General features: G+C 42.2%; 11 protein-coding genes. 5 read left to right on the forward strand and 6 right to left on the reverse strand.

Annotated elements, in window-relative coordinates; all coding sequences use genetic code 11:
• The first annotated feature begins 95 nt into the window (after positions 1-95).
• The 3 genes from gcvH (at position 96) to SNR28_RS05845 (ending at position 4,655) form a co-directional block, all read left to right on the forward strand.
• The gene (gene gcvH, locus SNR28_RS05835) at positions 96-476 is read left to right on the forward strand and encodes a glycine cleavage system protein GcvH (RefSeq protein ID WP_375748272.1); all 381 of its coding nucleotides are present in this window, start codon (positions 96-98) and stop codon (positions 474-476) included.
• A 108-nt stretch (positions 477-584) separates the two neighbouring features.
• On the forward strand, positions 585-3,470 hold the full coding sequence (gene gcvP / locus SNR28_RS05840) for an aminomethyl-transferring glycine dehydrogenase (protein ID WP_375748273.1): 2,886 nt from the start codon (positions 585-587) through the stop codon (positions 3,468-3,470).
• Between the two features lie 168 nt (positions 3,471-3,638).
• Positions 3,639-4,655 (forward strand): IS110 family transposase, encoded by a 1,017-nt coding sequence (locus SNR28_RS05845; RefSeq protein ID WP_375748274.1) that lies wholly within the window; start codon positions 3,639-3,641, stop codon positions 4,653-4,655.
• A 484-nt stretch (positions 4,656-5,139) separates the two neighbouring features.
• Here SNR28_RS05845 and SNR28_RS05850 read toward each other — a convergent pair whose 3' ends face one another.
• From SNR28_RS05850 to SNR28_RS05865, 4 genes are all read right to left on the reverse strand, one after another.
• Positions 5,140-6,168 (reverse strand): IS110 family transposase, encoded by a 1,029-nt coding sequence (locus tag SNR28_RS05850; RefSeq protein WP_375748275.1) that lies wholly within the window; start codon positions 6,166-6,168, stop codon positions 5,140-5,142.
• A 221-nt stretch (positions 6,169-6,389) separates the two neighbouring features.
• Complete coding sequence (locus SNR28_RS05855) at positions 6,390-7,148, reverse strand: restriction endonuclease (protein ID WP_375748276.1); 759 nt, start codon at positions 7,146-7,148, stop codon at positions 6,390-6,392.
• Positions 7,149-7,336: 188 nt separating this feature from the next.
• Entirely contained in the window at positions 7,337-8,461 is a 1,125-nt protein-coding gene (locus SNR28_RS05860; RefSeq protein WP_375748277.1) for a hypothetical protein, read from the reverse strand.
• The gene (locus SNR28_RS05865) at positions 8,454-10,115 is read right to left on the reverse strand and encodes an ATP-dependent endonuclease (protein WP_375748278.1); all 1,662 of its coding nucleotides are present in this window, start codon (positions 10,113-10,115) and stop codon (positions 8,454-8,456) included. Before SNR28_RS05865 ends, SNR28_RS05860 begins: the two co-directional genes overlap by 8 nt.
• Positions 10,116-10,248: 133 nt before the next feature.
• Between SNR28_RS05865 and SNR28_RS05870 the strand changes: the two genes are divergently transcribed.
• Positions 10,249-10,377, forward strand: a complete 129-nt coding sequence (locus SNR28_RS05870) for a hypothetical protein (protein WP_375748279.1) — start codon at positions 10,249-10,251, stop codon at positions 10,375-10,377.
• Positions 10,378-10,609: 232 nt separating this feature from the next.
• On the opposite strand, the gene SNR28_RS05875 is transcribed toward SNR28_RS05870, so the two are convergent.
• Positions 10,610-11,158 carry a DUF1349 domain-containing protein gene (locus tag SNR28_RS05875; RefSeq protein WP_375748280.1) on the reverse strand — a complete coding sequence of 183 codons (549 nt, stop codon included), beginning with the start codon at positions 11,156-11,158 and terminating at the stop codon, positions 10,610-10,612.
• 17 nt (positions 11,159-11,175) lie between these two features.
• A complete protein-coding gene (locus SNR28_RS05880) occupies positions 11,176-12,204 on the reverse strand; it encodes a radical SAM protein (RefSeq protein ID WP_375748281.1) in 1,029 nt (342 codons plus the stop codon).
• Between the two features lie 313 nt (positions 12,205-12,517).
• Here SNR28_RS05880 and SNR28_RS05885 point away from each other — a divergent pair, with 313 nt between their 5' ends.
• On the forward strand, positions 12,518-12,898 hold the full coding sequence (locus SNR28_RS05885) for a hypothetical protein (RefSeq protein WP_375748282.1): 381 nt from the start codon (positions 12,518-12,520) through the stop codon (positions 12,896-12,898).
• Positions 12,899-13,010: the final 112 nt, after the last annotated feature.

The raw sequence follows: 13,010 nt of genomic DNA on the forward strand, positions 1-13,010 counted from the left end.
ATACGGTGATTTGAACGATTGTCTGAACAACAGAATTCATTAACAGGCAGCTTGCTGCTGTAGACGACTTAAAATTTTAATCGGAGATTAGATACATGGATAAGACACTGAAGTTTGCTGACAGCCACGAGTGGGTAAAAGACAACGGTGACGGCACAGTAACCATCGGTATTTCCGACCACGCACAAAAAATGCTTGGCGATGTAGTGTTTGTTGACCTTCCAGATGTAGAAGACGAGGTTGAAGCTGGCGAAGGTTTCTCTCTTGTTGAGTCCGTAAAAGCGGCATCTGATATCTACGCACCAGTAACAGGTGAAATTGTGGAAATCAATGAAGAGCTGGAAGATAGCCCAGAACTGGTCAATGAAGAACCGTACGAAGGCGGCTGGATTGCTAAAGTTAAAATGTCTGATCCAGAAGAACTAGAAAACCTTAAAGGTGCAGAAGAGTACCTTGAAAGTATCGAAGAAGAGTAATCCTTCGTCTCCACCTCCTTTATTAGGAGGTGGACATTAGATTCAACAGCAACTAGCCCCACACTGCTGAGGCGTTTTAAAGGCACCCGCCTTTAAAGGTAAGGAAACATGACAGATCTAAATAATCACCAGAGCTTTTTAAGTCAACTAAGCACACAAAACGAATTTGTTGCCCGCCACAATGGTCCTAACAAAACCGATCAAGAAAAAATGCTTAAAGCAATCAATGCTGAAAGCCTTGATCAGTTGATTGAACAAACCGTTCCTTCATCAATTCGCTTAGAGAACCCACTTTCTTTAGAAGGGCCTATGAGCGAGCACGATATGCTGGAGCAGATGAAGGGGTTTGCTGGCAAAAACCAGATCAAACGAACTTTTATTGGTCAGGGTTACTACAACACATTTGTGCCAAACGTTATCCTGAGAAACGTTCTTGAAAATCCGGGTTGGTACACTGCTTATACGCCTTACCAGCCAGAAATTTCGCAAGGTCGGCTTGAAGCGCTGCTTAACTTCCAGCAAATGGTGATGGATCTGACAGGCATGGAAATCGCCAATGCCTCTCTTCTTGACGAAGCAACTGCTGCAGCAGAAGCGATGGCGCTATGTAAACGCGCGGGTAAAAGTAAGAGTAAAGTTTTCTTCGTAGCCGATGACGTTCACCCTCAAACAATTGAAGTCGTAAAAACCCGTGCTGAGTTTTTAGGTTTTGAGGTGCTGGTTGCAAATATGGATACTCTTGCAGAGCAAGATGTATTTGGTGCTCTGTTACAGTACCCTTCGACAACAGGTGAAGTTCGTGACTTAACCGACATCATCTCTGCTGCTCAGTCAAATAAGACAGTTGTTACCGTAGCCACTGACCTGCTTGCATCCACACTGCTTAAACCGGCAGGTGAAATGGGCGCCGATGTTGTTATCGGCAGTGCACAGCGCTTTGGTGTACCAATGGGATATGGCGGTCCTCACGCTGCATTTATGGCAACCCGTGACAAGCACAAGCGTACTATGCCTGGACGTGTTATCGGTGTTTCCATCGATTCAAAAGGCAATCAGGCACTTCGAATGGCGATGCAGACTCGTGAACAGCACATCCGCCGCGAAAAAGCCACATCGAACATCTGTACCGCCCAAGCGTTACTTGCCAACATGGCATCATTCTATGCGGTTTACCATGGTAGCGAAGGCCTAAAAACCATTGCTCGTCGAACTCATCATATGACCGCCGTATTAGCAGCAGGGCTGACTAAATCTGGCTTCGAGCTCGCACACAATAGCTTCTTTGATACGATTACCGTATTAAGTAAAGAGAAGACTCAATCTCTTTACGAAGCTGCACAAAAAGCAGACATGAACCTTCGCAAGTTTGATTCAATGCTAGGCATTAGCCTTGATGAAACAACCACAATTGAAGATATCAAAGCGCTATTCGCCGTATTTGGAATCAAAGAGTCCGTTGAAACGCTATCTTCTGAAATTGCCAAGAATGAGTTCGCTGCAATCCCTGAAAATTGCCAGAGAAAGTCAGATTTTCTGACTCACCCGGTATTCAATACGCATCACAGCGAAACCCAGATGATGCGTTACCTCAAGCAGCTTGAAAACAAAGATTTCTCTCTGACACACGGTATGATTCCTCTCGGAAGTTGTACGATGAAACTGAACGCAGCATCAGAGATGATCCCTGTCACCTGGCCAGAGTTTGGTTCTATTCACCCGTTTGCGCCAAAAGAACAAGCAGCGGGATACACAGCGTTAGCTGTATCACTTAAGAAGATGCTATGCGAGATCACTGGCTACGATGAGTTTTCTCTACAGCCAAACTCCGGTGCATCTGGTGAGTACGCAGGTTTACTCGCTATCCAGCGTTACCATCAGAGCCGTGGTGAAGGTCATCGTAATATCTGTCTGATCCCAAGCTCTGCTCACGGTACTAACCCAGCTACTGCATCGATGATGTCGATGAAAGTTGTTGTAGTGAAGTGTGACAATGAAGGTAATATCGACGTTGACGATTTAGCCGCTAAGATTGAGAAACACAAAGAGAACCTATCCAGCATCATGATCACCTACCCTTCAACACACGGTGTATACGAAGAGCGGGTACAGCAAGTATGCGATATGGTTCACGCTGCTGGCGGTCAGGTATACCTTGATGGGGCGAACATGAATGCTCAGGTAGGTTTAACAACACCTGGCTTTATTGGCTCGGATGTTTCACACCTGAACCTTCATAAAACCTTCTGTATTCCACATGGTGGCGGTGGCCCGGGTATGGGACCAATTGGCGTTAAATCACACCTAGCTCCATTCCTGCCAGGGCATATTGAAGGTGGTATCGAAGGTGATGATTACGCGGTTGCCGCTGCGGATCTAGGCAGTGCATCTATCTTACCTATTTCCTGGGCATACATTGCGATGATGGGCGAAGTTGGCCTGACAGAAGCGACTAAAGTTGCCATTCTGAACGCTAACTACGTCACTGAGCGCCTGCTACCTCACTACCCGGTACTGTATCGTGGTACAAATGGTCGCATTGCTCACGAATGTATCATTGATATTCGTCCACTGAAGGAAGATACGGGCATCAGTGAAGAAGATATTGCAAAACGCCTAATGGACTACGGTTTCCACGCACCGACAATGTCCTTCCCGGTAGCTGGCACATTGATGGTAGAGCCAACAGAGTCGGAAGATTTGGAAGAGCTGGATCGCTTCTGTGATGCAATGATCGCTATCCGTAACGAAATGGAAAAGGTTAAGTCTGGTGGATGGCCGCTCGACGACAACCCGCTTGTTAACGCGCCACATACGCAGGCAGATGTTGCTGAAGTCGAATGGGAACATCCATACTCACGAGAGCTGGCATTCTTCCCATCTGCACAAACCAGAGCATCGAAGTACTGGCCGACCGTAAACCGAGTCGACAATGTTTATGGGGACCGCAACCTCATATGCAGTTGCCCTTCGATTGATAGCTATAGTGATGAGTAACTGATTGTTTTTAAGTCAAAAAAGCGAACCTGATGGTTCGCTTTTTTGTTAGTGGTTAATTGCTTAAAGGCACGGCCTTTGGAATATAGAAGTAAAATCGTTAATAAGATGGTACGCCCCTCCTATCCACTAAACTCGATAGTATCGAGAAAAGGAAAGGTAACCATCATGAACAGCACAAATATTATCGGTATCGACTTAGCAAAACATATTTTTCATTTGGTTGGTCACGATCATGCTGGAAGGGAGACTTTCCGCAAGAAGTTAAGCAGGCAAAAAACTTTACAACTACTCTCTGTTCACGAACCAGTTATTGTCGCGATGGAAGCTTGCGGAGGCTGTCACTGGTTTGCACGTAAGTGTCAGGAATTTGGGCATGAAGTTAAGCTTATTCCTGCTCAATACGTAAAACCGTATGTTAAAACTAACAAAAATGACTTCATTGATGCTGATGCGATAGCAGAAGCAGCCATGCGACCAAAGATGAGATTTGTTTCGCCAAAAACTGAACGAGCACAACTCGGTATCGTGATTCGAAAAGTACGAACTGGCTATATCAAGGAGCGAACTGCTTGTATGAATAGAATAGGTTCCATTCTTCTGGAATTTGGGGTCAGTTTTCCCAGAGGCCATCACCATATGAAAAATCTGTTTCAATGGTTAGCAAATAAAAAGGAGCCTGTCCCACCACTCCTTACTCTTGAACTAAGGCAACAGCTAGATTACTACAACTTTCTAAACCAGCGGATAAAAGAACAAGAAGAAAAGCTTATAGAACTAAATAAAGATAATGTATTAAATGACTTATTGCAGAGTATCCCTGGAATAGGCCCTATGACTGCTTCATGCTGCCTATCAGTAGTTGGCAATCCTCATGACTTTTCAAGTGGAAGAAATTTTGCTGCTTGGATTGGCTTAGTTCCCTACCAATACACAACTGGAGGTAAGCCTAAAATGTTGGGTATATCTAAGCGAGGGAACAAAGAGTTACGCGAACTATTTATTCATGCCGCACGCTCAGTTCTGTGGAGAGATTCTTCAGTAGAACGATATTTCGGCTCTTGGTTGATAGAGCTTAAGAAAAGAAAGCCATTTAATGTCGCAGTTGTAGCACTGGCTAACAAATTAGCCCGAATAGCGTGGTCAGTCATGACAAGCGGAACATCCTTTGAAGTAAGAATATAACCAGAATTTGCATATGATAAGTAGAGATGACAAAACGGTCAGACCACCAGATTGAAGACCTGATGTCCAAAACAGCAACTAAAATGCTTTCACGTTTTTGAGGACAATCTGGCGCGGATCTCATCGTAGAGCTGAGACTAATGATGTCTCAACCAGACTCTGAATACATTAGCGCAAACCAGCTCCGTCATTTTGAATTTATCACTTGCAAAACGGGGCGTACCATACATTTTGGACATATATGGACGCCCCTGTGATTGCAAGAACTGATTAGGTTCGGCTCGCTGACATATATCCGACGTCTCTATGAGCTTTTACTGCTCGCGCCATGATGTAATCTGCTCTCTGCTTCCTTTACATTTTCACGGCATCAGTAATGCCTTGTCCAAAATTAGGTTTTCGCAGAGACGTTGACCGTTAGTTCATCAATACTTGCAAACTCGGGTACTGCTGTTTATTTGTAAGTAACTCTATATATTAACGGTTACGCAAAGGCTTTATTCACGTTGAATTGTTCACCTGAGCTTAAAAGATGCCATCCAACTCGACATAGCTTATTAGCCAAGGCGACAACAGCTTTAACTTTGCCTCTTCTGGCAATAAGATCCCGTAACCAAATTCCCATCTTGTCCTGACGTTTATCTGCATACCGAACAACCGCTCGTGCGCCATGCAAAATTAGCGTTCGTAGCTGTCTATTGCCGTTTTTGGTAATACCTTTCAGGCAGGATTTACCGCCTGAACTATGTTGCTTCGGAACTAAACCACACCAAGCAGAAAACTGACGGCCATTAGAGAATTGCTTCCCAGTACCGAGTTCACTAATTAATGCAGAACTGATAATGGGGCCAAATCCCGGAACTTCTTGTAACGCTTTAAAACGGGGATTGGTTTTACACAGCTCCAGTAAGTCGTGTTCCACTTGCTGAATATCCCTATTTACCTGCCTAAGCTCATTGTAGTTTTCAAGCAATACACGCCTCATAACGTGAGATAGCTGATTACTCGCATCTTCAATAGCTAATGGCAGAAGTTCTTGAAATTTAGTCACGTGCTTAGGGAATATCACACCATATTCAGCAGCCATAGCACGAGATTGATTAACTAAAGCAATGCGATTATCAACAAGGCGTTGGCGAACGTTTCGCAACGCCTTGATGTCTTGCTGCTCAATAGTCTTTACTTGAACTGGGTGAACATCTGGTCGTTGGGAAGCTTCGCATATTGCTCTGGCATCATTGGCATCGTTCTTCTGGTGCCCAACAAACGGTTTAACGAATTGAGCTGGGAGCAGTATGACTTCAAACCCGTGTTGCTTCATTTGTCGTGCCCAATGATGGGATGATGCGCAAGCTTCCATAGCGATGAGAGTGTTTTCAGGAAGCTGACTCAGTTTCTTCATCAAATCACTTCTGGTGATCTTTCTGTTCCATGCCACCTTGTTATCATGAAGTAGAACACAAACCTGAAAGACGGATTTGGCAATATCGATACCAACAACTTTAATGTTCATGATGGATGCTCCTTCGCAATTAAGTGCTAACACCTTAATTCTGGCTCATCGAAGCCGTTAATGGGGGCGTCCATCACATCATTTTCGTGTTAGAACTTTTGCACTAATGAAAGCATTTCAGATTACCAACAGTATGGAAAAGCTCTAAACCTGTGGCCAGTATTACTTGACCACTACAGCCAAACGTTGCGGAACGTAGGTTGGCCTCTTACTTGAGGTTGTTAGCTTTGTTTGTAGTCACTCAACCAACCCACCAATGTATTATAATCTGCCAACGTTACGTCCCATTTACTAGACGCTTCATGCTCAACAAAGTTTTTGGCACCCTTTGTGAAAGTTGAGGTGGTCACTAGAATCGTTTTATTTGGACCATCTTTCGTGTTTTTAACTCCTTGCAGTGCTCTTACTAAGGCAACGCCAACTTTTTTATTTTCTGCGTAACGCTTACATTCGATGAAATACTTGCTTTGTATTCCCAATGAATCTGTGTGAATTGCAATAACATCCTTACCACCATCGGCAGTTCTCTGAGTCAGATCAACTTCGTATCCTTTTGATCGAAATATCTCTGAAACAACTTCCTCAAACTCTCTCGGTGTAATTTCTCTCATTAGCTCTGGACTAGATCTCAGTGCAGCAATGAGTCCCTGAATGTTCTCATAGAACAACAGAAGATCTTCAGCACTATATATTTCTCGAAGATACTCAATGTCGGTTTCGCCTGATGTTTCTGCTCCAGTAGATTTATTCAGAACAAAGTTTAAAAACTCTACAGGATACTCTGACACTTCGTACTTTAGAGAAATGGGGCTGATGCACTCACAGCAATCAAATTCATACGACAACTCGTATATGCATTCTTCGCCCATGCCTCTTTCAGAGCCACCGATACAATCATTATTGAAATCGCTTATCGGTATAAGATCACTGTCGCCACAATTTTCACACGTATATTCAATATCACCACAAAATTGCCACATATGTTCGTATTTCCTTCTTGACGCTAACCGCGTTCTTCGAAATCATCAATCATGATTATTTTCCCAGACTCGGTATCTCTCCACATTTTATTTAACTTTATATGCATGTCCCGTAGCTCTGAAATCCGATTGATAGCATTAACGTCTGGACTAAGAACCGATCAGCTTATCTAGTGTATATAGATATCTTAATTAGCTGGTTGCCAGAGAACATCGTCAAAATGCTTGTCGTTGACTATGAAAGCGACGCTGTACCGGGCTCTAGTAATAGCGACATACAGTTTATTTTGACTAGTTTGCTTATCGGCAAAAGCGCCATTTTGTCCTTTCAGAAACTTTGTAAAGCGGTCTGTCGGGTGAATTAGTACATGGTCAACCGTTTGGCCTTTGGAGTCACCAAAGGTCATCAAGTTTTCATATATATCTAACTCTTTACCTGAGTTAGCAGAGTGCCTGAGTATCAGGGGAGTATGTTGTTTGACATACTTTGAGACATCTTTTTTGGAAACGAAATGTATACCTGTATGTATGCCTATGTCAGGGACTTCTACTTTAGATACTGTTTTGGAATACCCTTCTCCCTTGTGAACTGTATCTGCAAATTCACATATTGGTTGTATTGAGCGCCAACACTCGTTGAGGGCGCTAGAAACAAACCCCATTTTCCTGTAAGCCTCAAGTTTTTGTTGGCTATCAGATGGCGCTTTGGGCTTTGAGGAAGTGTGGTATATAGTTTGTCTAAAGTCCCCGACAGCATGAATCTCAAGCTCTTTAGATTTTGCAATTAGCTTGATTAAGTCAAAATCCCAGCCAGCAAAGTCTTGAGTTTCATCGAGATAAACACGGCTATATATCGAGCTGATTCGCTCAGAAATAGCAATGTTGTCTTCATTTACAATCCTGCATCCTAGCTTTGAGAGAAACTCTGTATGGGCACGATTTTGGCTGGTCAGAAAATGCTTTTCATTGTATTTCGCTCCTAACTTTTCTTTCCTGCCCGGAATATTCATTCGCCCTCTCTTGTGGGGGTTACTGCTATTGAGGTTGATGCCATCAATGCGAGTGGTGAAAATACATCTCTGATATGGCCTTACTACATCTTCTAATATGAAGGAATACCAGCCCTTGACTATGAACAAGTCCCTTCGCTGCCCGCCAAGCTCATCAAATTTCTTGTAAAGCTCATTTTGGTTACTACGCGTGTAAGTAATAACCAAAACCTTCTTGCCTTCATCAGTCAGTTCTATTGATTCCTTGACTATTCGAGTTGTCTTGCCTGCCCCAGCGCAGGCAATAAAGAGTTTCTTAGTCAAACTTCAATGCCTCCAACAGGTAGTTTGGATACTGAATGACGTTCGTGCTATCGAATATGCGTACAGCAGAATCTACTTTTTTAGAACCGTAGTTCTTGTCTCCTTTTTCACCTACGTAGACAGCCTTGAAGTATTTAATCTTCTCGTCCAAACTTTTAATCTCTTTGTATTCGTTGTAGGCGATTTTTGATAAGGCTATTTCTGCGAATTCATCTAAAGTTTTTTCATCTTTTCCATTAGCAGCGATTAGTGAAGGCTCTAGTGATTTTAGTTCGTCGTTTGGTTCAGAGAAGAACTCAATGTTTTTGAACTTGAAGTTACTTGCATAATCAACAATGTTGGTTTGGTATGAACCATCATTATCTTTTACCACGTTTACCTTGGTTCCGATGAGTTTGGCTATTTGAAGGTAGTGCTTGAAACCTATACCTCTCACGACGATGATATCAATGCCATCTTCTTCTGGTAACCTTTTGTTATCTTGTAAGTATTTCTTCTTCAGAATCAACTCATCAGAAGGCCCTTCAACTAGAATGACTTTTTTGGAGAGAACAATTCTCAATGTGTCATATCCCGGTAATCTTTGAAGGGTTTTGGCTGTACCAGAATCAATTTCTTTTAGCCTAAGATAGTCATCAGAAATCAAGCATAGATGGTTAAGGCTAAGCTTGTTAAGAACATAAGAGCTGTGGGTGGTAATAAATATTTGGTTATTGGTATTGTCTGAAATGAATTTTACCAACCTGCTTAGGTTTGTATGAGAGAGGTGATTCTCTGGTTCCTCTACAGTAACAAAGTTGACATTGCCACCTTTGTTTAAGAGAGCTAACTTAACCTGTATTTTATTTTGCTCCCCTTTACCTATATGGTTAAACGATATTTCGTCTACCGCTAGCTGGAGCCCAGCTTCGACAGTTCCCGAGTTAGTGTCAGCTATTATCGAGAGGTTTTGCTCGGTGACCTGATTCTCAGAGTCAAGGTCATTGTTGAGCTCTTGAATTTGCTGCTGCTCTTCAAAGGAGTTTTTCAATTGACGATAGTTTAGATGAAGTAAAGCTTGCTGCTCTTTGTTTAGGGACGAATTAATGATGTTGGATAAATATTGAGTCTTACCATAAGTGGGATGAAGTCTAGTGGGGTCGATAAATAGGCCCTTTACTTTTCTGCTCAGAAACTTAATTGGCTCCCAAGCAAAACTAAACCACTCGACTTTATAGAACTCTGTTGGGATGCTGTCGACTTTAGCGTTATTGCAAAACTCTTCATATGTGGGGGTTAAATCATCATCGAAGCAGATTTTGATAAATAAGCCTTCATGCTCTTTATTTTTTGAATTGTTCTTACCTCTGTATTCAGGGCAGTCAGATAAGTATGCTTCGATAATAATTTCAGGCAGAGAGCCTTTGGATAGGTCCCCATCAAGGTATGTTCTAACCGCCTTACTATTGAATAATTGTGGAGATAGTGAGGAATTTATAGATTTACCTCTGTAGTTAGAGCTTGAAACAAGCTCTAAAGCTTCCAGTATTGTAGTTTTACCTGAATCGTTGTCTCCAACGAGTATATTCACTTTCTCATTAAACTCGTATTCACCTGATTCGATTTTCTTAAAGTTCTTGATAGTTAGTTTTTCGATGTACACAAGATTATCCATACTAAATTACATGCTTATTAAATGACTATAACTTAATGAAAATCGGAAAAAGATGATGTAAAGCATATATTTAGGGTTAGTTATAGAGTTTTGAGAAAAAACCTCACAGGGTGGGATTTAGAAGAGCAAGGTAATGTGTACGGAAGAGTCTTATAAGTATCTCTATCAGCAAGGCTATGTTTCGAGTGCAGCAGGGCATGTATCGCTCGCTCCTTACACATTAGAAAAGCTAAGCCAAAAAATTTCATCAGCTAAACCATAGAACTCTTGTTCTAACCCGAAAAGGGGCAAATCTGAGTTGTTACCGCTCCCACAATCCCCGTGGGAACGAGGAGAAATTCTGTGATGTGCACCAGCAATACCGATTTGCAATGCAAACCCAAAAGGGACAATTTAAAAAAAGAAAATGCCGACTGTAACGAATCTGAACAGGATCCTGGACAAGAAGAACGCTTAGCTGGCTAACTCCCTATCCAGAAAAAACAATTTTGAGGTTAGTAGTCCAATGTAAAGTTTTCAAAGGTGGCGATTGTTGGGTCCAGTTGAGATCCACTGAAGGTATAAAGCATTACACCCTGCTCGCTTCCTGGTAACGCCTCTGCTTCTCCCATCTTAAGCCAAGCATCTTCATCTGATTTGCGGTAGAACGCAGTGATTAAACCATCCGACTTTTCGAGTTTAACGATGACATCACGCTCGGAGTAATCGACCAGACTATTTACTTGAGGATTACCATCTCGTTCTGTAACAAACACAAGAGACAAACGGTCGTTAAACATCTCTTTGCTAATTTTGATGTAGTTATTACTGTCCCAGAAAATTCCCAGACCGGCTTGTTCGTATGCTCTTTTCGGCAAGATATTGATATCGACCTGAGCTGAATATTTACGCTGTTCAACGGGCTTAATAAAAATATTCTCGACTTCTGGTGAACCATAACCCCAGATGTTGCCCTCAGAGACCTGAACCGTGAGTTTCCTATCATCAACAGACCATCGCGCAGAGTTGTTGTTCATAATAATCCAGTTTTGAATATCATTCATTTTGCTGACCTTTTTTGTTAAATCATACGCTGGCGTAGTTGATAAAAGATTTCTTCAATTTCACCCATAGAGCCATCACTAATCTTGGTCAGTTCTCGCTGAACAGAATCAAAGAATAGCTGGTTTTTCATATCATCGAGCTTGTTATAATAGTGAATGCGTCGCCCAAGTACGAAGTTTTGTTGGTCATTAGAGCTCATTGACTGAAAACGACCTATTGTGGCAAGAAACGTATTTTTGTCTTGCGGTAGTCGGCCATTCAGCTCCATAAGTAAGTTGATTGAATGATAGTTACCGTAGTTGCCATCAATATCTTCGAGCAAGCTTATCAACTTTCTCTGCTCTTCCACCATCTCTATTTCAGTAAGGGGTGTGAAACTGCCATCCTGTACCATTTTGTCCAGGTCTGTATCGGGTTTTACTGCCAGTGACAAAACTCGGATCTCTTCCGGGTTAATTTGGTTTAGTACCTGTGCCGTTTCAATAACGTGACTTTCTGAAAGCTCTTTACCGCCCAACCCAATGATAATGAAGGTCATCATCTTCATACCTGCTTGTTTTGCATAATCTGCAGATTTAAGAATGGATTTAGGTGTAATGCCCTTTTTCATTTTCTTCAGTACATCCAGGGAGCCCGACTCCATGCCGCAATAGAGCATATTCAATCCTGCATCACAGATAGCTTTCATCTCTTCAGGTGACTTCTTCGTCATTGTTTGCGCTCGCCCATAAGAGCTGATCTGCTTCAAGTCGGGAAACGCTTCTTTAAGCGTTTTCAGTACCTCCAACAAATCACCGGTTTCCATAGCAAATGAGTCACCGTCCTGAAGGAAACAACTATCAAATTTGCGATTTTTGTAAAACGCTTTAGCCGCCCAGATATCTTTTTTGATCTCTTCCACTGGTCGAATAGAAAATGTCATTCCTTCGAATAAAGTACAGAAGTTACATTTGTTCCAGGGACAACCTTGAGTGGTTCTTATTAGCAGGCTATCTGCTTCCGAAGGAGGACGTATTGGCCCTTGTTGAAAATGTACCTGTGTCATGATGGTTATCCAAAAAGTGAATTTAAGAAGCGATGTCTCGTTAAGCTAGGATGTTTAGCGTTTTGATATTACTGGCGAGAGAGCCCTTTATAAACAGGCTAATCTTTGAATGAATCTCAAATATAATTTGATAATCTTTTTGTTAATTCTATTTGAAATAACACCCCATCAGCGGGCGATATATTTAGAGTATTGCTTATATTCTCCTATTCTCAGTAAGCATATAAGGTAAATCTATTGACACAATCTCTTCTTGACAGAACATCTGCCTTAATAGATATTTACACCGTTTTGCAGAATTTAAGAGTTTGTGATGCGACAAAAAATGCACACAATTTGGGTAACAGTACTGACGTTAGTGGCTATCATGCTCTCTAACGTTGTAAATAGTGCTCCTCTTATGCCTTTGCAAATGCTCGCAGACTCTCAAATGAGCATGTCAACGAACATCGGTGATTCGCACTGCACCTCGTCCCATGAAAGTGTCTCTAATGAACAGCAAGAGTGTTGTGATGGAGACAGCATGACCTCAGAACATCAATGCTGTTACAGCAGTTGTGTCACCAGCTATTCCGTTATCACTTCACCGCACTATGAGTTGTCGCAAACCTCAGATCTCGTTCTTATCTCAAAAGATCCGATAAGTCGCGTCAGTTCTATAGCCAGCGCTCTGTTTCGGCCACCCATCGCTTAAATTCCATCGGATGACCTAAGGTCATCATTTTCGTTTCACGCGGTTTTTCCGTGTGCCTTGTTCTATTTGCAAACTATTGGTTTCGGCTAACTGTTTGCATCAGTAAACGATT

This window comes from Vibrio iocasae (assembly GCF_042245395.1).
In the GTDB taxonomy this organism is placed as follows: Bacteria; Pseudomonadota; Gammaproteobacteria; order Enterobacterales; family Vibrionaceae; genus Vibrio; species Vibrio iocasae.

Excerpts from the sequence above, each read along its gene's own strand:
- gcvH (WP_375748272.1), top strand. The coding sequence starts at position 96 with ATGGATAAGACACTGAAGTTTGCTGACAGCCACGAGTGGGTAAAAGAC.
- gcvP (WP_375748273.1), top strand. The coding sequence starts at position 585 with ATGACAGATCTAAATAATCACCAGAGCTTTTTAAGTCAACTAAGCACA.
- SNR28_RS05845 (WP_375748274.1), top strand. The coding sequence starts at position 3,639 with ATGAACAGCACAAATATTATCGGTATCGACTTAGCAAAACATATTTTT.
- SNR28_RS05850 (WP_375748275.1), bottom strand. The coding sequence starts at position 6,168 with ATGAACATTAAAGTTGTTGGTATCGATATTGCCAAATCCGTCTTTCAG.
- SNR28_RS05855 (WP_375748276.1), bottom strand. The coding sequence starts at position 7,148 with ATGTGGCAATTTTGTGGTGATATTGAATATACGTGTGAAAATTGTGGC.
- SNR28_RS05865 (WP_375748278.1), bottom strand. The coding sequence starts at position 10,115 with ATGGATAATCTTGTGTACATCGAAAAACTAACTATCAAGAACTTTAAG.
- SNR28_RS05870 (WP_375748279.1), top strand. The coding sequence starts at position 10,249 with ATGTGTACGGAAGAGTCTTATAAGTATCTCTATCAGCAAGGCTATGTT.
- SNR28_RS05875 (WP_375748280.1), bottom strand. The coding sequence starts at position 11,158 with ATGAATGATATTCAAAACTGGATTATTATGAACAACAACTCTGCGCGA.
- SNR28_RS05880 (WP_375748281.1), bottom strand. The coding sequence starts at position 12,204 with ATGACACAGGTACATTTTCAACAAGGGCCAATACGTCCTCCTTCGGAA.
- SNR28_RS05885 (WP_375748282.1), top strand. The coding sequence starts at position 12,518 with ATGCGACAAAAAATGCACACAATTTGGGTAACAGTACTGACGTTAGTG.